Below are 19,805 nucleotides of genomic sequence, written 5' to 3' on the forward strand. Positions count from 1 at the left end.
CTGCTGGCCCGTCAGGCGGCCGGGGCCGCCTGACGGGCCAGCAGATCCGTTTCGGACACCACACCGAGCACCTTGTCGTCGCCGTCGACCACCGGCAGCCCGCTGATCCTGTGCCGTGCGAGAAGCCGTGCGACCTCCTTGAACGGCGTGTCGGGGACGGCGTGGACGACGTCCACGGTCATCACGGAACCCACTGTGTCGTGCTTCATCGCTTCACCTCAGTCGGCGCAGGTAGGGGTCGTGGACCCGGTGCGGCAGCAGCCGTACCCGGGCGTCGAGGACGGTGACGCCGTCCGGCGTGGCGTGGACCGGGTTGAAGTCGGCCTCGGCGAGCTGCGGCAGGTCGCAGGCCATCCGGGAGAGCCGCAGCAGGAGCTGCTCCAGGTCCTCCAGGGCGAGCGGGCCGCCGCCGTCCGCACCGAACAGCAGGGGTGCGCAGCGCGGGGACGTCATGAGGTCGTGCACGTCGTGGTCGGTGAGCGGGGCGAGGCGGGCCGCGTGGTCGGCGAGGACCTCCGTCGCCGTACCGCCGAGGCCGAACAGGACGAGCGGCCCGAAGACCCCGTCCTGGACGACACCGGCGAACAGTTCGGTGCCCCGGCCCGCCAGCGCCTGCACCACAACCCCCGTCAGCTGTCCCTCGAAACGTTCCTGGAGGTCGCGGAACGCGGTCCGCACCTGCGTGTCACCGCGCAGATCGAGCCGTACGGCGCCCTGCGCGCTCTTGTGGACGAGACCCGGCCAGTGCGCCTTGAGGACGACCCGGCCGTCGGTCCCGCGCAGCCGCTCCGCCGCGCACACCGCCTCGTCCTCGGTCTCGGCCCAGGCCCACGGGATCTGCGGCACGCCGTAGCAGGCCAGCAGTTCGGCGCAGGTCCGCGGATCGAGCCAGCCCCCCTCGGGGTGCGCGGTCAGCCAGGTGCCGGCCACGGCGCGGGCGCGCCGGGTGTCGACGCCGTCGAGGTCCGGTACGGCCCCGGCGGGCCGCGCCAGCCACGCCGCCCGGTCGGCCGCGTGCGCCAACGCCCGCGCCGCCGCCTGCGGTTCGGCGTACGAGGGGACGGTGCCGCCCCCGTCGGCGGGCAGCAGCCCCACCGGCACGTCCTGTTCGAGGCGCACGGCCAGCACCGGCTTCGGACGGCGGCCCGGCCCCGAGGTGAGGGCGCGCACCAGGTCGTCGCCGGTCGCGGCGGCCACCGCCGTCGGCACCAGGGCGACCAGCACGGCGTCGACGCCCGCGTACCTCAGGATCCGGTCGACGCAGGCGGTGAGCTGGGCCTCGGTGACGGCGGCGGTCGCGTCGACCGGATTCCCGGCGGTGGCGCCCGCGGGCAGGTCCTCGAGGACGGCATCGGGGAGCACCGGCAGGGCGAGACCCGCCTCCGTGCAGGCGTCGGCGGCCAGCACCCCGGCCCCGCCCGCGTTGGTGACGACCGCGACCCGGGTGCCCTCGGGCAGCGGCTGGGAGTGGAACAGGGCGGCCGTCTCCAGGAGTTCACCGACCGAGCGGGTCGCCGTGATTCCAGCCTGGGTGAACAGGGCCTGCCGGGTCATGGTGGGGGTGGCCGCGGCGGCGGTGTGCGAGGCGGCGGCCCGCCGGCCCGCGTCGGTGCGCCCGGCGTCCACGGTCAGCACCGGGATGCGCCGGGTGACCCGGCGGGCCGTCCGCGAGAACGCGCGCGGATTGCCGAACGACTCCAGGTGCAGCACGGCCAGCCGGGTCCGGCCGTCGTCCTCCCACCACTGGAGCAGGTCGTTGCCGCTGACGTCGTACTTGTCGCCGAGCGACACGAACGACGACACCCCGATGCCCAGCCGCGACATCCCGTCGAGCAGCGCGATGCCCACCCCGCCGGACTGCACGGCGATCCCGGCCGCGCCGGGCAGCGGGTGACGCGCGGCGAACGTGGCGTCCAGGCGCAGCGCCGGGTCCGTGTCGACGATGCCCAGGCAGTTGGGGCCGACCAGCCGCATCCCGTACGTCCGGCAGGCGGCCAGCAGGTCCCGGGCCTGATCGGCGTCCAGGCCCGCGGAGACCACGACGAGCGCGCGCACCCCGGCCTTCCCGCACTCCTCGGCCGTCGCCGCGACCGCCGGCGCGGGGACCGCCACGACCACCAGGTCAGGGGTCCTCGGCAGGACGCTCACCGACGGGTACGACGGCACGCCGAGGATCGAGGTCACGCTCGGGTTCACGGCGAACAGGCGGCGGGTGAAGCCGCCCGTGTGCAGGTGGTGCAGGACCGCCCGCCCCACCGAACCGGGCGTGCGCCCCGCGCCCACGACGGCGACCGCCTCCGGGCGCAGCAGCGGACGCAGGCTCGCCACGTCCGCGCGCCGGGCCCGGTCCTCGACGGCCGTGAGATAGGCGTCGTCCTCGTCCAGGCGGATCGTGCACCGCACCTCCGGCCCCTCGAACCGGCGCGTGGTGCGCAGGCCCAGGTCGGCGAAGAGCCGCAGCACCTCACGGTTCTCGCTCAGCGCGTCCGCCGTGAAGACGGTGACGCCGTCCGCGCGGGCCGCCGACACCAGGTGCTCGACGAGCAGGGTCCCCACACCCCGGCCGTGGATCCCCTCGGCGACGGCGATCGAGATCTCCGCCCGGTCGCCGTCGCCGCCGGTGTCGTACTCGGCGATCCCGAGGACCTGCCCGCGCACCTCGGCGAGCAGGGCCCGGTAGCCGGGGCGGACCGGCGCGCAGGCCCGGTCCGCGGCCAGGGCGGCCGAGCGCCGGCACGGGGAGAAGAACCTCAGCCGCAGGTTCTGCGGCGACATCTCCTCGTACAGCCCCTCCACCTGGTCGTGGTCGCCGGGCAGCACGGGCCGGATGCACGCCGTGGTGCCGTCCGCGAGCAGCGCGTGGGCCGGGGCACGGTCGAGCAGGTCGTCCGTCATCGGAGTACTCCTTCGGGAAGGCTCAGGCCATCAGGCGGGTGAGGTCCAGCAGCCGGTTGGTGTAGCCCCACTCGTTGTCGTACCAGCCGAAGACCTTGGCCAACGTGCCGCCCACCTGGGTCAGGGCGGGGTCGAAGACGCAGGAGGCGGGGTCGCCGATCACGTCGCGGGAGACGATCGGGGCGTGCGAGACGCGCAGCACGCCCCGCAGCGGGCCCCGGGCCGCCGTCTCGAACGCGTCGTTGATCTCGTCCCGGGACACCGGGCGGTGCAGCACCGCCGTCAGGTCGGTGAGCGAGCCGTCCTCCACCGGCACCCGCACCGCGATCCCGTCCAGCGTCCCGGAGAGTTCCGGCAGGACCAGGCCCACCGCGCGGGCCGCGCCCGTGCCGGTCGGGATGATGCTCAGGGCGGCGGAGCGGGCCCGGCGCAGGTCCTTGTGCGGGCCGTCGATCAGGGACTGGTCGTTGGTGTAGCCGTGGACGGTGGTGAGCATGCCGCGCTCGACGCCGAACGCGTCGTCGAGGACCTTCACCATCGGGGCGACGCAGTTCGTGGTGCAGGACGCGGCCGACACGATCCGGTCGTGCCCGCGGTCGTAGGCGCCGTCGTTGACGCCCATCACGATCGTCGCGTCCACGCCCTTGCCCGGCGCGGACAGCAGCACACCGCGGGCACCCGCCTTCAGGTGCAGGGCGGCACTGTCGCGGTCGCGGAAGCGGCCGGTGGACTCGACGACGAGTTCCACGCCCAGTTCCCCCCAGCGCAGCGCGGCCGGGTCGCGTTCGGCGGTGACGGCGATCCGGCGGCCGTCCACGGTGATGGACCGGTCGTCGTGGCCGACCTCCCGGCCGAGGCGTCCGAACGTCGAGTCGTACTCCAGCAGATGGGCGAGGGTCGCGGCGGGGGCGATGTCGTTGACGGCGACGATCTCGACGTCCTCGCCGCGCTCCAGGGCCGCGCGCAGGTAGGTGCGGCCGATCCGGCCGAAGCCGTTGATGCCGACGCGTACGGTCATGACAGTGAACTCCTTCTGGTGGCAGGGGCGTTCAGGCGGACCAGGTCCACTCGGCGACCTCCGGCAGGTCGGTGCCGTGCTCGCGGATCCACGCCTGGTGGCGGGTGCGGGCGTCGGCCATCGTCTGGCGCAGCGCCGCCGCGCGGACCGAGAGGCCGGGGACGCGGTCGATGACGTCCATGACGAGCCGGTAGCGGTCGAGGTCGTTGCGGACGACCATGTCGAACGGGGTGGTCGTGGTGCCGGACTCCTTGTAGCCGCGCACGTGCAGGTTGCGGTGGCCGGTGCGGCGGTAGGCCAGGCGGTGGATGAGCCACGGGTAGCCGTGGTAGGCGAAGATCACCGGCTTGTCGGCGGTGAACAGGCCGTCGTACTCGAAGTCGCTCATCCCGTGCGGGTGTTCCTCGCGCGGCAGCAGCCGCGTCATGTCGACGACGTTGACGACGCGCACCGCGAGGGAGGGCAGGTGGCGGCGGAGCAACTGGGCGGCGGCCAGCACCTCCTGGGTCGGTACGTCGCCCGCGCAGGCGAGGACGACATCCGGTTCCCCGCCGTTCTCCGTGCCCGCCCACTCCCAGATCCCGGCGCCGCGCGCGCAGTGGGCGCGGGCCTGGTCCAGGGACAGCCAGTCGAAGCAGGGCTGCTTGCCGGCCACGATCACATTGACGTAGTCGCGGCTGCGCAGGGCGTGATCGGCCACGGAGAGCAGGGTGTTGGCGTCCGGCGGCAGGTAGACCCGCACGACCTCGGGGCTCTTGTTCAGGACGTGGTCGACGAAGCCGGGGTCCTGGTGGGAGAACCCGTTGTGGTCCTGGCGCCACACGTGCGACGTCAGCAGGTAGTTGAGCGAGGCGATCGGCGCCCGCCACGGCAGCTCCCGCGACGTCCGCAGCCACTTGATGTGCTGGTTGACCATCGAGTCGACGATGTGCACGAACGCCTCGTAGCAGGAGAACAGCCCGTGCCGCCCGGTCAGCAGATACCCCTCCAGCCAGCCCTGGCAGAGGTGTTCGGAGAGGATCTCCAGCACCCGCCCGTGCCGGTCGAGATGCTCGTCCACCGGAAGGTGCCCGGCCTGCCACGCCTTGCCGCTCTCCCCGAACACGGCCTGGAGCCGGTTGGAGGCCGTCTCGTCGGGCCCCACGATCCGGAAGTCCCGCCGCAGCCGCGTGTCGTGCATGACCCGCGCGAGGAAGTCGCCCAGCACCCGGGTGGGTTCGTGCAGGGACGTCCCCGGCTTGTCGACGGGTACGGCGAACTCGTCCAGGCCGCGCAGGGGGAGCTCCCGGACGAGGAGGCCGCCGTTGGCGTGCGGGGTGGCGCCGAGACGCTTCGTGCCGTCGGGGACACAGGCCAGGACGTCGGCGCTCGGACGCCCGTCGGGGCCGAACAGCTCCTGGGGCCGGTAGGAGCGCAGCCACGCCTCCAGCTGCCGCAGGTGCTCCGGGTTCTCCCGGACCCCGGCCAGCGGGACCTGGTGCGCGCGCCAGGTGCCCTCGACCGGCTCGCCGTCCACCTCCGCCGGACCCGTCCAGCCCTTCGGCGTGCGCAGCACGATCATCGGCCAGTGCACGCGCTCGGCGACCCCGTCCACACGGGCGGTGCTCTGCATGACGCCGATCAGGTCCAGAGCCCGGTCCAGGGCGTCGGCGAGCGCCCGGTGCACCTGCGCCGGGTCGTCGCCCGACACGTACAGGGGCTCGTGGCCGTACCCGCGCAGCAGCTCGTCGAGTTCGGACTCCGGGAGCCGGGACAGCACCGTCGGATTGGCGATCTTGTAGCCGTTGAGGTGCAGGATCGGCAGGACCGCGCCGTCGTGCACCGGGTCGAGGAACTTGTTCGCGTGCCAGGACGCGGCCAGCGGGCCCGTCTCCGCCTCGCCGTCGCCGATCACGCAGGCGACCAGCAGACCGGGGTTGTCGAAGGCGGCGCCGTACGCGTGCGCCAGGGAGTAGCCCAGCTCGCCGCCCTCGTGGATCGAGCCCGGCGTCTCCGGCGCGACATGGCTCGGCACCCCGCCGGGGAAGGAGAACTGCCGGAACAGCCGCTCCATCCCGGCCGCGTCGCGCGACACGTCTGGGTACGTCTCGCTGTAACTGCCCTCCAGCCAGGACCCCGCCAGCACCGCCGGACCACCGTGCCCCGGACCCCACACGCACAGCGCGTCCAGACCGCGCGCCTTGATGACGCGGTTGAGGTGCGTGTACACGAGGGTGAGCCCGGGCGAGGTGCCCCAGTGGCCCAGCAGGCGGGGTTTGATGTGCTCGGCCTTGAGGGGTTCGGTGAGCAGCGGGTTGGACAGGAGGTAGATCTGGCCGGCCGCGAGATAGTTGGCGGCCCGCCAGTGGGCGTCCAGAGCGCGCAGTTCGTCGTCGTGCAGCATGGGAGTCTCCTCGGTCATCGTCGGTGCTCGGGTACGACGGCCACCGGGCACGCGGCATCGCGCAGGACCCGGTGGGTCACCAGGCCCAGGCGCCCGGCACGGGACCGGGTACCCACGACCAGCAGGTCGGCCGCGAAAGACGCCGACACCAGGAGCCGGCGGGCCTGCCCCTCGGCGGTACGGCGCCGTATCCGCAGCCGCTCGGGGGCGTGCCGCAGCGCCCTCTCCAGCGCGGCCGAGGCCCGCTGCTCGTGGTTCTCGCCCGCCGGGGCCCGCCAGGTCCGCACGGCCTCCAGCTCCGCGTCCCGCACCACGGCCTCCCGCACCGCGAACCGCACCGCCGCCGGCCCGCCGACACCGACCACGACCCTGCCGTGCGCCGCGCTGCCGTGACGACCGCGGACGACGATGACGGGGCACTCGGCGCGGGCGGCCACGGCCGCGCTCACCGAGCTGCGCAGCAGTCCGGCGAGCCCGGTGCGGTCCCGGTTGCCGAGCACCAGGGCGGTGGCGTCCCGCGCGGCGCGCAGCAGCGCGTGCTCGGGGTCCTCGGCGGCCACCTCGGTGGAGATCCGCACATCGGGGACACGGCGATGCGCGCGGTGGGCCGCGGACTCCAGGAGCCGGCAGTCGCGGCGCCAGCCGTCCTCGGCGTCCTGCCGCCACGTCGAGGCGTGCACCAGATGCAGGGGTGCCCCGCGCAGGGCCGCCTCGTCGGCCGCCCACTCCACGGCCCGCAGGCTCGCCTCGGAGCCGTCGACACCGACGACGACCGGTTCCCGCACCATGGGCGTCGCCCCGCGCCAAGGCCGTACGGCCGCTGCCTTCATGGGGTTTCCTCTCTGCGGGTCAGCCGTGCGACACGACGGCGACGGGGGCGGGGGAGTGGTGCAGGACGGCGTGGGTGACGTGCCCGATGTGCGTGCCGAACGGACTGCGCCGGCCCCGGCGTCCCACGACCACCAGGGACGCCTCGCGGGCGGCGGCCACGAGGTGCGCGGCGGCGCTGCCGTACAGGGACTCCTCGACGACCTCGACGTCCGGGAACTTCTGCCGCCAGGGCCGCACCGCGTCCGCCAGCATCTCGGCGTCGTCCAGCGCGAGGGCCTCGTGCAGGGGCGGGTTGTCGGGGGTGCCGTACGCGATGTACGGCGACGGGTTCCAGGCGTGCACCACACGCAGAGCGGTGGCGCGGCGGGTGGCGGCGTCGAAGGCGAAGTCCATGAGGGCGCTGTCCGGGTGATCGGTGTCCAGGCCCAGGACGACGGGGCGGTGGGCCTCCTGCCAGCGGGCCCTGACGAACACGACGGGCCGCTGGGCGTGGGCCAGCACGGACAGGCCGACGGAGCCGACCATGAAACCGCCGATGCCGCCCAGTCCGCGCGAGCCCAGGACCAGAAGCTCGGCGTCCTTCGAGGCCCGGGCCAGGACGTCGGCGGCCGAGCCGGAGAGGTGCTCGCCGGTCACCTCGACGCCGGGGTGGCGTTCGCGGAGGCCGGCGGCTGTCTCGCGGGGGATGCGGTCGGTCCAGTGCTGGTGGGTCTCGGCGCCCAGGAGCGGGGCCTGTGCCATCGGCGCGGGGACCGGTTCCCAGACCTGGAGGAGCTTCAGCGGCAGGCCGCGGGACTGTGCTTCGCGGGCGGCCCATTCGGCGGCGGCGAGGCTTTCGGGGGAACCGTCGAGACCGACGGTGACGGTACGGGACATGAGGTTCGCCTCCTTGTGGGCACGGTGGGCGCGGTGGGCTGAGGGAGTGAGCCCACCGCGCGTCCAGGGGTGGTCAGCGGAGCCAGGTGTGGTCGCGGACGAGGGGGAGGCGGGCCCATGCGCGTCCGAGGCCGAGGGCGTCTCCGGCGGCGGCTGCGGCGAGGACGATCAGGACGATCGCGTAGACCAGGTGGTAGTCGGCGAACGGGTTCGTCGACATGCTCGCGGTGCCGTCGGAGAGGTGTTTGGCCGGAGGCCACTCGGCGATCCACATGAACGCCATCAGCGCGGTCCCGGCGACGGCGGTGGCGCGCAGGGCGATCCCGGCGGTCAGGGCGAGGCCGATGCCGAGCAGGGCGAGCATGAACAGCCAGTCGGCCCAGGTGTCCCCGGCCCAGGAGTGGAACGTCGACTCCATCGGGCCGGCGGAGACGTGGGACAGGAACCCCTTGGTCGGGGAACCCCCGTCGATCCAGCCCTTGCCCGAGGCGGTGGCGTAGCCGAAGCCGAAGGTCTTGTCGAGGAAGGCCCACAGGAACACGAACCCGGTGACCAGCCGCAACGACGCGAACGCGTACGCGGCCGGGGAGTGCGTGCGTGCGGCCTCACCGGCGCGTGTGCGGAGGAGGGGGAGTCGGTGGAAGTGCTCGTGCACGGCCATGGCGATGGTGTCCCTTCGAGAACGGGCGGGTCGATGTCCGACACGCATCACTCTCGCGAGGCGCGCCCGCCGTCGCCGGATGCCGAAGGTCGGTGCTCGCAGGGCCGAACGGCCCTCATCGGGCGGCCGGTCGGCGGAGGGTGCCGTTCGGCGCGCCGGTGGACCGAACGGCCCATGGCCGCGCCGCCGGCGACGGGCGCACGCTGGCACCAGACCGCCGTACGTCCCCGCCCCCGGAGGACCCGTCATGAACGCCGCACCGACCCCCAGCATGCTGCGCGCCCTCCCGGCGGAACACCGGCATCGGCTGATGCGCTTCGCCGCCGAGGTGTCCTTCGCGCAGGGCACCCGGCTCTTCGAGGAGGGCGGCCGGGCCGACCGGTTCTGGATCATCCGCACCGGCCGCGTCGAACTCGACATGCACGTGCCCGGCCGCCGCGCGGCCGTCATCGAGAGCCTCGGCCACGACGAACTCGTCGGCTGGTCCTGGCTGCTGGGCCCCCACACCTGGCACCTCGGCGCCCAGGCGACGACGCCGGTACGCGCCTACGAGTTCGACGGCACCGCCGTCCGCTCGCTGTGCGCCGACGACCCGGCGCTCGGGAACTCCGTCGCCCTGTGGGTGGGCGGCATCCTGGCCCACCGCCTGCGGTCGGCCCGCACCCGGCTGCTCGACCTGTACGCGCCGTACGGCGCCGGCACCCGTATCTGAGGGGACCCGATGAACGGCACACCACATGTCGTCGGCGGCGTCATGACGCACACCGTCGTCAGCGTCGGACGCGACGCGTCCTTCAAGGAGCTCGTGCGGCTGATGCGGGAGTGGCGGGTCAGCGCCCTGCCCGTGGTGGAGGGCGAGGACCGGGTCGTGGGCGTCGTCTCCGAGGCGGACCTCCTGTGCAAGGAGGAGTTCCGCGACGGCGACCCCGACCGGTACACGCAGTTGCGCCGCCTGAAGGACATCGAGAAGGCCGGCGGCCTGCTGGCCCGGGACCTGATGACCTCCCCGGCCCTCAGCGTCCGCGCCGACACCACGCTCGCCCAGGCCGCCCGGGTCATGGCGCGGGCCAAGGTCAAGCGCCTGCCGGTCGTCGACGTCATGGGCCGGCTGGAGGGCATCGTCAGCCGCACCGACCTCCTCAAGGTCTTCCTGCGCGGGGACGAGAGCATCGCCGAGGAGATCCGGCGCGACGTCGTCGCCCACCTCTTCCCGCTGTCCGCCGCCGAGCTGCGGGTCGACGTCCACGACGGTGTGGTGACGCTCGCCGGACGGGTCCGGGACACGTCCCTGGTGCCCGTGGCCGCACGACTGGTCCGGGCGGTCGAAGGGGTCGTGGACGTCGAGTTCGAACTGGTGCCGCAGGGGAAGACACCCAATGGGGCCGGTCGGCCCTAGCGTGCTGCGGCGTGGCCGGTGATGATCGTCGTGGCAGCACACCCGCACAGCGAGAGGTCGTCATGGCGCAGGCGCGTACCTTCACCGAGCAGGACCCGATCCGCGTGTTCCTGCTCGACGACCACGAGGTCGTACGCCGCGGCCTGGCCGACCTCCTCGACGCCGAGCCGGACATCACGGTCGTCGGCGACGCCGGGACGGTCGAGCACGCGCTCGCGCGGGGCCCGGCGCTGCGGCCCGACGTCGCCGTCCTCGACGTCCGCCTGCCCGACGGCGACGGCATCTCCGTCTGCCGCGAACTGCGCGACCGCATGCCCACGCTGGCCTGCCTGATGCTGACGTCGTTCGACGACGAGGACGCCCTCCTCGACGCCATCATGGCCGGGGCGTCCGGCTACGTCCTCAAGCAGATCAAGGGCTCCGACCTGGTCTCGGCGGTCCGCACGGTCGCCACCGGCCAGTCCATGCTCGACCCCGCGACCACGGCCCGCCTGATGCGCTCCCTGCGCGCCGACCCCACCGACACCCCGGCCGTCCCCGACGAACTCGCCGGCCTGTCCCCGCGCGAGCGCGACATCCTCGCCCTCATCGGCGAGGGCCTCACCAACCGGGAGATCGGCAAGAAGCTGTACCTCTCCGAGAAGACCGTCAAGAACCACATCTCCCGCCTCCTGGCGAAACTCGGCGTCCAGCGCCGCGTCCAGGCCGCCGTCCTGGCCTCGCACCTGGAGGCCACGGAACCGCAGGAGCGCCGGAACAGGTAGGAGCCCCGGCGTCCGGGCACGAAGGGACGTCCGGGCACGAAGGGAAGTGACAGCCGTGACGGCACACGACCCCCAGGCTTCCCCGGGCGACCTGGGACGCCGCATCGCCCGGCGCCGGGCCGACCTCGGCCTCAGCCGCCAGGACATCGCCGTACGCACCGGTATGGCACCCGGCTACCTCCGCTACCTGGAGGAGCGGGCCGGGGCGGTTCCCGGCTCCGGTGTGCTGCGCAGGCTCGCCGACGCGCTGGAGACCACCGTCGTCGCCCTCACCGGCGGGGCCGCCGAACGCCCCGCCGGCCTTAGCCGGGCCCGCCGCACCCACCTCGTGGAGCTGACGCCGGCCGAATGCCGCGCCCTGCTCGCCACGCACGGCGTGGGGCGCCTGGCCGTCCCCACCCTCGAAGGCCCCCTCGTGGTGCCCGTCAACTACGGCGTCGTCGCGGGCGCCGTCGTCTACCGCACCGCGCCGGGCACCGTCCTCGCCCGGGCCGACGGCTGCCGGGTGGCCCTGGAGGCCGACCGGATCGACGAGGCGTTCAGCCGGGGCTGGAGCGTCCTCGTGCGCGGGAACGCGCGACAGGTCACCGACCCCGCCGAGGCGCTCCGGCTCACACGGACGGCGTACAGCGAACCCTGGGCGGGCGGCCCGCGCGGGCTGTGGCTGCGCATCGAACCCCTCGCCCTCACCGGACGCCGCATCGTGGGCTGACGGGGCCGACCGGCCCGCCACAAGGGGCCGTCCGGCGCGCCGGGAGGTTCCTGAGGCCCCTGTCCGCCGTCCCCGCACGGGACCAGCATCGTTTCCCGGCGGCGGTGCCGACCGCCTCCGCCCGTCGTGAGGAAACGTGGGGAAAGGGGAACGGGCCATGACTCGCCAGAACGTCGTCGTCGGGGTGGACGGCACACCGGGGGCCGTCCGCGCGCTGGACCGCGCAGCGGAGGAAGCCGTACGCCGCGGCATCGCGCTGCGCGCCGTGTACGCCGTGCACGACCGGGACGAGGCCGGGCCGGTCCTGGCCTCGGCCACCGCCCGCACCCGCCTGCGGTGGCCGGAGCTGCCGGTCACCGCCGACGCCGTCGAGGGCGGGGCCGTGGAGGTGCTCGCCCGCGCGAGCGAGAACGCCGCCCTCACGGTCGTCGGCACCCGGGGCCTGGGACCCGTCGCCGGGCTCCTCGCCGGGTCCGTGAGCCTCAGGCTCGCCGCCCGGGCGCGCGGTCCGCTGCTCGTCGTCCGCGACGACCGACCCCGCGACCCCGCGTCCGACGGGCGCCCGGTGGTCCTCGGCCTGCGGGGCGACGCCGACGACGAGGCCGCCGGCTACGCCTTCCAGGAGGCGGAACGCCGGGAGGCACCCCTGCGCGTCCTGCACGCCATGACCCACCGGCACGCCACCCCCGAGATGCCCTCGCCGATCCCCGCGACCAGCCCCGGCCAGCGGCGCCGGGCCCAGGCCGAGCGCTCCGAGCGCGCCGTGCCCCGGTTCGGCGTCGCCCGGCTGCGGGAGGAGCACCCCCGTGTACCGGTCGAGATCCACGCCGTCGACACCGACCCCGCCCACGCCCTCCTGGAGGCCGGCCGGGAGGCATCCGTCGTCGTCATCGGCACCCACCGCCACTCCGGCCCGGTCCTGCACACCCTGCTGTCGCGCTCCCACTGCCCCGTGGTGCTGGTGCCCTCCGGCACGTGAGCCACGTCCCCTGGAGGCACCGCCGGGCCCGCACGAGGCTGACGCGATCACCGCAGGACGCCGCACAGGAGGTGCGCCATGCAGACCCCCCGCATCGCCCCGTCGACGTCGCCCGGCTCGCGCGGGTCGTGTTCACCGCGACCCGCTTCCCCTCGGCGGACCCGGCGCCGGGCTGCGCACCGGGTGACGGGCCGGCCACGAAGGCACCGGCCCCGCCGTGACCGTCACCCCGGCGGGGCCGATGCCCGCAGGCCGGTGGTGTCCCGCAGGTCCTCGTCCATCGCCTGACCCACCGGCCGGCGCGGTGTCGCCGCGCCCTCGGGCCCGTAGCCGAGCCGGATCACCATCTGCGCGTGCGCCTTGCGGCCGTCCGCGCCGGGGACGAGCTGTTCGCGCAGGTCGGGCCATTCCAGAGCCTGATGCAGCAGGGACGCGCGCAGCCCGTGGGCGGTGGCCACCAGCAGGACGCGTTCCAGGGCCTGCCCCGCCCGCAGCCAGTCCGTCCGCCGGTCGTGCGCGGTCGACAGCACGGCGAGCGAGGGCCTGCGCTCGAACGGACGCGAGGGCAGGTCCGAGGGGTGCCGGTGGGCGCCGAAGTCCCGCAGGGGTAGCCGGTCCCGGAAGTCCTGCGGCCCGAGCACACCGGGCGGCAGGCCGAGCCGCTCCCCGTCCGGCTCGCGCACCCAGTGACGGCTCTCCGCGGCCCGGTCGGGGTCGGCGGTGTTGCGGTGCTCGGCGTCCCACGTGAGCCGCAGCAGCCGCTCCGTGTCGCAGGGGCCGGGACGGCTCAGCACGGCGCCCTCGTAGTGCGCCGCCTCGGCGAGCTCCGTCAGGACCGCCAGGGGAACCGGCACGTCGTAGAAGGGCAGCCGGCTGCTGTGCCGGTACCACAGCGCCTCGTACAGCCGGGCGGCCGGCGCACCCCGGGCCGGCCCGCCCAGCCGCACGGTGGCGAGCAGCTCCGGCTCACCGGGGGAGGGCAGCAGCCGGGTCACCGGCTCCCGGCCGAGCCGGGCCACCGCCACCCGCAGATTGAGGACCGCGCAGCCGACGGACAGGTGCAGGGCGCGGCCCGCCGGGTCGGCGTGCCGCAGTCCGCGGTGCGCCGCGGCCCGGACCTCGAACGTCGTGCCGTCCGGGGCGAGGCGGAACCGCCAGGGCTGGGTGTTGTGCACGGACGGCGCCGCCACGGCCGCCGAGACCAGAGTCTGTGCCGTGGGAGCACCGAGAGCCGCGGACCACATCGGGACCTCCTTCCCGCCCCGTGCCACGGGGACGGTGGGCCGGGGAAGCGACGGTGCCCAGTGTGCTGACGGCGCGCCAGCCGCGGCAGGGGCCGTCCGGCACCCCGGGGTGGCCCCAACGGCACCCTGTGGCGCGGTGCGCTCCGTGATGCCCTGGAAGGAGACGGCCGAGAGGGGGCGTACCGTGCGTGGACCGGCGTGGCCGACGGGCCGAGGGCCCTACGCGCTGCTCGCGGCGGGCTCGGCGGGTGTCGCCTTCACGCTGAGCGCCCTGCGGGACGCGCGGCTGCTGCGACGCACGCGGGAGCGCTCCGAGTGGCCGCGGAACGGGTCGGGAGGTCCTCATCATGCAGCGTCACGTGACCGCCGGGATCGACGGATCGGCGGAGAGCCTGGCCGCCGCCCACTGGGCGGCCGGGGAAGCCCTGCGACGGGGGGTCGGGCTGAGGATCGTCCACGTGTGGCCGCGCCCCCTCGCCCCGGGCCGCTCCGCCGCCGCCCACGAACAGGCCGAGCACACCCTTGACCGGGTGGCCTCCGGCGTCCGCGCCAGGCATCCCCGGCTGGCGGTCGTCGAACGGCTCGTGCGGGACGCCGCGACCGACACCCTGGCCGCGGAAGCCGACCGGGCGGATCTGCTGGTGCTCGGCTCCCGGGGACTGGGCGGGCTGCACGGGTTCGTCGTCGGATCGGTCTCCCACCGGGTCCTGGCCCGCTCGACGGCTCCCGTGGTGCTCGTGCGCGCGGGGGTGACGTACGCCGCCGAACACCTGCCGGCCACGCACGGCGTCTCGCCGGAGGAGATCCCCGGCCTGCCCTACCGGGACGTCGTCCTCGGCCTGGACACCTCGCACCCGTGCGACGAACCGGCCGCGTTCGCCTTCGCGTCCGCCCTGCGCCGGGAGAGCGCACTGCGCGTCGTGCACACCTACCGCGCCCCGGACGGCGGGAACGCCCACGGCACGCCACCCGGGCAACCGCGCGCACGCGAGGAACAGGCGCTGGCCGCCGCGCTGCGACCGTGGCGCGAGAAGTTCCCGGCGGTGACCGTGACCGAGACGGTCACCGAGGGGAGCGCCGCCGCCGAACTCACGCGCGCCTCGGCCCGGGCCGCCCTGCTCGTCGTGGGCCGGCAGACCTGGGACGGCCGCTCCGGGCCGTACCTCGGCGCGGTCACGCACGCGGTGCTGCACCACGTGGGCTGCCCCGTCGCCGTCGTCCCGCACACCTGAAACCGGCGGCCCCACCGGCCCGGACACAGGGCCGGACGGCCCCTGTCGCCCCGCCCCGCCGCACCAGGACGCTGGAGACGGTCCACGGAAGGGTGGAACACCATGTCAGCGCCGTACGCAACTCCCGTCTCCGCCAGGCCCGGCCACGCGGCCTTCCACCTCGCCCGCGCCGCCGGCACCGCGCCCTCGGTGCACAACACCCAGCCCTGGTCCTTCGTCGACGAGGGCGGGGACCACGGGTTCGAACTGCACGCCGATCCCGGACGCCGGCTGCCCCTGACCGATCCCGGGGGCCGGCAGATGGTCATCAGCTGCGGGGCGGCGCTGTTCAACGTGCGGGTCGCCGTGCGGCATCTGGGCTTCCGGCCTGTGGTGACCCTGCTCCCCGACCTCGCGCGCCCGGACTTCCTGGCCCGCGTACGGTGGGGCGCCCACGCTCCGGTGACCCGTGAGGTGGCCCTACTGGAACGGGCGATGGTCATGCGCCACACGCACCGCGGGCCGTTCGGCCCCGGGCTCCTGCCGTGGACCCTCGTCGAGGAACTGCGAGAACACGCCCGCGCTGAAGGCGCCCTGCTCCAGACGGTCGACAACCCGGAGAAACTGAGGATCCTCGCGGCGGCGGTACGGGAAGCGGAGTCCGTGCACCGGGCCGCCCCCGGACACGTCTCCGAGGTCGCCGGGGGATCCGGCCCCGCCGTACGGCCGTGGCCGGAGCGCGTGCCCCACGACGCCTGCCGGCTCGATCCGGACCGCACGTTCCTCGCCGGGCGTGACTACACCGGCCGCCTCACCGAGTGCGCGAGCGCGATGCGCCGGTGGACGGAACGCTCCGGCACGGTCACCGTCCTGTCCACCGTCTACGACACCCGCGCCGACTGGCTGCGGGCGGGGCAGGCCCTCCAGCGGGTCCTGCTGTGCGCCGCGGCCCACGGCGTGCAGGCGGCCTTCCACACCCAGCCGCTGGAATTCCCCTCGCTGCGCGCGGAGGTGCAGGACAGGCTGACGGGAGACCGCTTTCCCCAGCTGATCCTGCGCCTCGGCCGCACCCCGGACTCCTGGACCTGCCCACGCCGCCGCCCCGCACAGACCCTGGCTCCGGCGGCCGGCTGACCCGGCGTCACTCCCCGGTCGAGCCGGCGCCGACCGGGGAGAGCGCCGGAAACGTGGTGGTGAGACCGAAGGCGGCGAGGCTCTTCCTGGGAGAAGACCGACCGGTGTGCTCCCGGGAGCCGTACGGACCGGGACCCTCGGCAGGACTCCGGGGCCGAACGGCCCCTGGAGAGGGCCCGCGTCGCCGCCCACCGTGGGAGCCATGACACAGAGCCGGAACGTCGCCGTCATCGGCGTCGGCAACGAGTTCCGCCACGACGACGGCGTGGGCTGGGCCGTGATCGCCCGGCTGCGCGAGCGGGCGGGGGAGCGGCCCCTGCCTCCGGGCACCACGCTCGCCACCTGCGACGGAGACCCCGGCCGGCTGATCGGCCTGTGGGACGGCGCCGCCCTGGCCGTCGTCGTGGACGCCGCCCACGCCCACCCCGGCACCCCCGGCCGCGTGCACCGCCTCGCCCTCGACCGGGGCAGCCTGGCACCGCCGTCGGCCACCAGCTCCCACGGACTGGGCCTCGGCGAGGCCGTCGAACTCGCCCGGATCCTGGACCGCCTCCCCGAGCACCTGATCGTGTACGCGGTCGAGGGCGCCGACGGCTCCTTCGGCGAGGGCCTGTCGCCCGCCGTCGCCGCCGCCGTCCCGGCGGTCGCCCGATCCGTCGAGGACGACCTCGCCCGCGCGACCGGGCAGCGGCCATGACCGTACGCCGCTTCCACGTCGAGGGCACCGTCCAGGGCGTCGGCTTCCGCCCCTTCGTCCACCGCACCGCCGCCGAACTCGGCCTGGACGGCTGGGTCGCGAACGTCGACGGCCACGTCGAGGGCGAGGTCGCCGGACCGGAGGACGCCGTCCGCTCCTTCGCCGCCCGCCTGCGCGGCGACGCACCACCCCTCGCCCGGATCCGCCGGATACGGCTGGCCGACAGCACCGCGAGCCCGCCCCCCGGCTTCGAGGTCCGCCCCAGCACCGCCGGCCGAGGCACCGGCAGCCGCGAGATCCCGCCCGACGCCGCGATCTGCGCCGCCTGCCTGCGCGACCTGCGCGACCCCGCCGACCGCCGCCACCGCTACCCGTTCGTCAACTGCGCGGACTGCGGACCGCGCGCCACGATCATCGAGGACCTGCCCTACGACCGGGTCCGCACCACCATGCGCCGCTTCCCGATGTGCCCGGACTGCGCCGCCGAGTACGCGGACCCCGCCGACCGCCGCTTCCACGCCGAACCCGTCGCCTGCCCCGCCTGCGGCCCCTGCCTGGCCTGGGACGCCCTGCGCGGCGAGGCCGCCCTGGACGCGGCCGTCAAGACCGTCGCCGACGGCGGGATCGTCGCCCTCAAAGGACTCGGCGGCTACCAGCTCGTGTGCGACGCGGGCGACCCGCGCGCCGTCGCCGCACTGCGCCGCCGCAAACACCGGCCGGCGAAACCGTTCGCCGTCATGGTGCGCGACCTCCACACCGCCTCCCGGCTGGCCCGCGTCTCCCGGAGCGAACGCGACGCCCTCACCTCCCCGGAACGCCCCGTCGTCCTGCTCCCCCGCCGCCACCCGCGCGGCACGCCGCCCCTGGCCCCCGGCGTCCACCCCGGACTGGCCCGCATCGGCCTGTTCCTGCCCACCACGGGCCTGCACCACCTCCTCCTCGACGACCTCGACCGCCCCCTCGTCGTCACCAGCGGCAACCTCGGCGACGACCCCATCGCCATCGACGACGCCACCGCCCGGGCCACCCTGGAAGGGATCGCGGACGGCTTCCTCACCCACGACCGCCCCATCCGCGCCCGCCACGACGACTCGGTGATCCAGTTCGCGGGCCGCGTCCGCGTCACCCTGCGCCGCGCCCGGGGCCTCGCCCCCGCGCCCCTGCCGAGCGCCGCCCGGCAGCCGGTGGCGGGCCTGGGCGCCCACCTGAAACACACGGTCACCCTCGCCGCCGCCGGCCGCGCCCACCTCGGCCCGCACACCGGCGACCTCTCCGGATCCGCCACCTACGACGCCTTCCTGTCCGCCTACGACCGGCTGCGCCGGCTCACCGGCATCCAGCCCCGCCTCCTCGCCCACGACCCGCACCCCGGCTACCTGTCCACCCAGTGGGCGCTGCGCCAGCCCCTGCCCCGCACGGCCGTCCAGCACCACCACGCCCACGTCGCCGCCTGCGCCGCCGAGCACGAGGTGCGCGGCCCCTTCCTCGGCGTCGCCTACGACGGTCTGGGCCTGGGCGACGACGGCACCCTGTGGGGCGGCGAGATCCTCGTCGCCGACCTGCACGGCTACCGCCGCGTGGGCCGCTTCGCGACCGCCCCGCTGCCCGGCGGCGACGCCGCCGTACGCCACCCGGCCCGCACCGCCCTCGGTCACCTCCTCGGCGCCGAGGCACTCGGCTCCCCGCTCCCGCCCGACCGGCTCACCGCGCCCTTCACCGCGCGGCTCGACCCGAGGGAGACCAGCGCCGTGCGCGCCATGGTCGCCCGGGACGTCAACTGCCCGCGCGCCTCCAGCGCCGGACGCCTCTTCGACGCCGCGGCCTGCCTCCTCGGCCTCGCCGACCACGTCACCTACGAGGGCGAGGCCGCCGCCCTGCTGGAGACGGCGGCCGGCGACACACACGCGGCGCCGCTCGCCCACCGCGTGGTACGCGCCGGCGGACTGTGGGTGTACGACTCCACCGCCACCCTCACCGACCTCCTCCGGCGCCGCCTGGACGGGGAACCGGTGGACCGGCTGGCCGCCGCCTTCCACCTGACGCTGGCCGCCGCCACCGCCGACCTCGTCGCCCGCGCCGTCGCCGAGGGCGCGCCGCGCACCGTGTGCCTGGGCGGCGGCTGCTTCGCCAACCGGCTGCTGCTGACCGGCGTCCGGCGCCGCCTGCACGCCCAGGGCCTGCGGGTCCTGGTCGGCTCCCAGGTCCCGGTCGGGGACGGCGGCATCAGCTACGGCCAGGCCGCGGTCGCCGCCGCCCGGCTCACCTACGGGAGATGAGGAACCCATGTGTCTGGGCATCCCGGGACGCGTCCTGGAGATCCACGACGACGCCGGACTGCGCATGGCCACCGTCGACTTCGGCGGCGTGCGGCGCGAGGCGTGCCTGAGCTGCGTCCCCGAGGCGGACGTCGGCAGCTACGTCGTCGTGCACGTCGGCTTCGCGATCACCCTCGTCGACGAGGCCGAGGCGCACCGCACGCTCGACGTGCTGCGCGCGATGGCGGGCGTGGTCGAGGGCGAACTCGGCGAGGAACTGCCCCCCAGGTCCGGCAGGCCCGCTCCGTAGGGCCGGTCGGCCCCTGCCCCCGGCCCCGGCGGGGCCGCAGGCTGGTGGTGCAGGAGCACGGCACCACCCCGACGACGAAACCCGACGACGAAAGGTGTGGACCGTCATGACCGTCACCGTGCCCCCGGCCGTGATCGACGAGGACGGGCTGGAGGTGCTCGTCGCGACCCTGGTGACCCAGGGCCGCACCGTCGTCGGACCGACCGTGCGCGACGGCGCGATCGTGCTCGCCGAACTCACCTCCGCGGCCGAACTCCCCTACGGCCAGGGCGTCGAACTCGACGCCGGCCGCTACCGCCTCGTGCCCCGCACCGACCGCGCCGCCTTCGCGCACAGCGCCGGACCCCAGTCCTGGAAGTCCTGGCTGCACCCGGCACGCGAACGCCTGTGGAGCGCCGACCGCACCCCCGAGGGCGACGTCGCCTTCACCCCCGCCGAC

Annotated in this window: 17 protein-coding genes and 2 pseudogenes; 11 read left to right on the forward strand and 8 right to left on the reverse strand. The window is 75.2% G+C overall.

Features of this window, described 5'->3' with window-relative positions; genetic code table 11:
- Positions 1–23: 23 nt before the first annotated feature.
- The 7 genes and pseudogenes from AOK24_RS01905 to AOK24_RS01935 form a co-directional block, all read right to left on the reverse strand.
- Positions 24–209: pseudogene (locus tag AOK24_RS01905) on the reverse strand (CBS domain-containing protein); the annotation flags it as partial.
- A gap of 4 nt (positions 210–213) precedes the next feature.
- Entirely contained in the window at positions 214–2,895 is a 2,682-nt protein-coding gene (locus AOK24_RS01910; protein ID WP_055718283.1) for a bifunctional acetate--CoA ligase family protein/GNAT family N-acetyltransferase, read from the reverse strand.
- Positions 2,896–2,917: 22 nt separating this feature from the next.
- Complete coding sequence (gene gap / locus AOK24_RS01915) at positions 2,918–3,913, reverse strand: type I glyceraldehyde-3-phosphate dehydrogenase (RefSeq protein WP_055718284.1); 996 nt, start codon at positions 3,911–3,913, stop codon at positions 2,918–2,920.
- A gap of 31 nt (positions 3,914–3,944) precedes the next feature.
- Entirely contained in the window at positions 3,945–6,296 is a 2,352-nt protein-coding gene (locus AOK24_RS01920; protein WP_240553604.1) for a phosphoketolase family protein, read from the reverse strand.
- A 14-nt stretch (positions 6,297–6,310) separates the two neighbouring features.
- Positions 6,311–7,126, reverse strand: coding sequence for a universal stress protein (locus AOK24_RS01925; protein WP_240553606.1), 816 nt, complete (start codon positions 7,124–7,126; stop codon positions 6,311–6,313).
- 19 nt (positions 7,127–7,145) lie between these two features.
- Complete coding sequence (locus AOK24_RS01930) at positions 7,146–8,003, reverse strand: universal stress protein (RefSeq protein WP_055718286.1); 858 nt, start codon at positions 8,001–8,003, stop codon at positions 7,146–7,148.
- Positions 8,004–8,076: 73 nt separating this feature from the next.
- Positions 8,077–8,664 (reverse strand): hypothetical protein, encoded by a 588-nt coding sequence (locus tag AOK24_RS01935; protein ID WP_055718287.1) that lies wholly within the window; start codon positions 8,662–8,664, stop codon positions 8,077–8,079.
- A 247-nt stretch (positions 8,665–8,911) separates the two neighbouring features.
- Between AOK24_RS01935 and AOK24_RS01940 the strand changes: the two genes are divergently transcribed.
- The 5 genes from AOK24_RS01940 to AOK24_RS01960 all read left to right on the forward strand — a co-directional run bounded on the left by AOK24_RS01940 (position 8,912) and on the right by AOK24_RS01960 (position 12,515).
- Complete coding sequence (locus AOK24_RS01940; protein WP_055718288.1) at positions 8,912–9,376, forward strand: Crp/Fnr family transcriptional regulator; 465 nt, start codon at positions 8,912–8,914, stop codon at positions 9,374–9,376.
- A gap of 9 nt (positions 9,377–9,385) precedes the next feature.
- Positions 9,386–10,060: a CBS domain-containing protein gene (locus tag AOK24_RS01945; RefSeq protein ID WP_055718289.1), complete on the forward strand. Its 675-nt coding sequence runs from the start codon at positions 9,386–9,388 to the stop codon at positions 10,058–10,060.
- 62 nt (positions 10,061–10,122) lie between these two features.
- Positions 10,123–10,824: a response regulator gene (locus AOK24_RS01950; protein WP_055718290.1), complete on the forward strand. Its 702-nt coding sequence runs from the start codon at positions 10,123–10,125 to the stop codon at positions 10,822–10,824.
- A 55-nt stretch (positions 10,825–10,879) separates the two neighbouring features.
- The gene (locus tag AOK24_RS01955; protein WP_055718291.1) at positions 10,880–11,536 is read left to right on the forward strand and encodes a helix-turn-helix domain-containing protein; all 657 of its coding nucleotides are present in this window, start codon (positions 10,880–10,882) and stop codon (positions 11,534–11,536) included.
- Positions 11,537–11,693: 157 nt separating this feature from the next.
- Positions 11,694–12,515 (forward strand): universal stress protein, encoded by an 822-nt coding sequence (locus AOK24_RS01960; RefSeq protein WP_055718292.1) that lies wholly within the window; start codon positions 11,694–11,696, stop codon positions 12,513–12,515.
- 224 nt (positions 12,516–12,739) lie between these two features.
- Here the strand turns inward: AOK24_RS01960 and AOK24_RS01965 are convergent, their stop codons facing one another.
- Positions 12,740–13,759 (reverse strand): Acg family FMN-binding oxidoreductase, encoded by a 1,020-nt coding sequence (locus AOK24_RS01965; protein ID WP_079056632.1) that lies wholly within the window; start codon positions 13,757–13,759, stop codon positions 12,740–12,742.
- A gap of 347 nt (positions 13,760–14,106) precedes the next feature.
- On the opposite strand from AOK24_RS01965, the gene AOK24_RS01970 reads away from it, so the two are divergent.
- From AOK24_RS01970 to AOK24_RS01995, 6 genes and pseudogenes are all read left to right on the forward strand, one after another.
- Complete coding sequence (locus tag AOK24_RS01970; RefSeq protein WP_055718293.1) at positions 14,107–14,991, forward strand: universal stress protein; 885 nt, start codon at positions 14,107–14,109, stop codon at positions 14,989–14,991.
- A gap of 102 nt (positions 14,992–15,093) precedes the next feature.
- Complete coding sequence (locus AOK24_RS01975; protein WP_055718294.1) at positions 15,094–16,104, forward strand: Acg family FMN-binding oxidoreductase; 1,011 nt, start codon at positions 15,094–15,096, stop codon at positions 16,102–16,104.
- 202 nt (positions 16,105–16,306) lie between these two features.
- The gene (locus AOK24_RS01980; protein WP_055718295.1) at positions 16,307–16,801 is read left to right on the forward strand and encodes a hydrogenase maturation protease; all 495 of its coding nucleotides are present in this window, start codon (positions 16,307–16,309) and stop codon (positions 16,799–16,801) included.
- The gene (hypF, locus tag AOK24_RS01985) at positions 16,798–19,077 is read left to right on the forward strand and encodes a carbamoyltransferase HypF (protein ID WP_055718296.1); all 2,280 of its coding nucleotides are present in this window, start codon (positions 16,798–16,800) and stop codon (positions 19,075–19,077) included. The genes AOK24_RS01980 and hypF overlap by 4 nt, the downstream gene beginning before the upstream one ends.
- Before the next feature lie 7 nt (positions 19,078–19,084).
- Positions 19,085–19,366 carry a HypC/HybG/HupF family hydrogenase formation chaperone gene (locus AOK24_RS01990; protein ID WP_055718297.1) on the forward strand — a complete coding sequence of 94 codons (282 nt, stop codon included), beginning with the start codon at positions 19,085–19,087 and terminating at the stop codon, positions 19,364–19,366.
- A gap of 106 nt (positions 19,367–19,472) precedes the next feature.
- Positions 19,473–19,805 (forward strand): annotated as a pseudogene (locus AOK24_RS01995) (4Fe-4S dicluster domain-containing protein); the annotation flags it as partial.

The sequence above is a fragment of the Streptomyces niveiscabiei genome, from assembly GCF_001419795.1.
GTDB lineage: Bacteria > Actinomycetota > Actinomycetes > Streptomycetales > Streptomycetaceae > Streptomyces > Streptomyces niveiscabiei.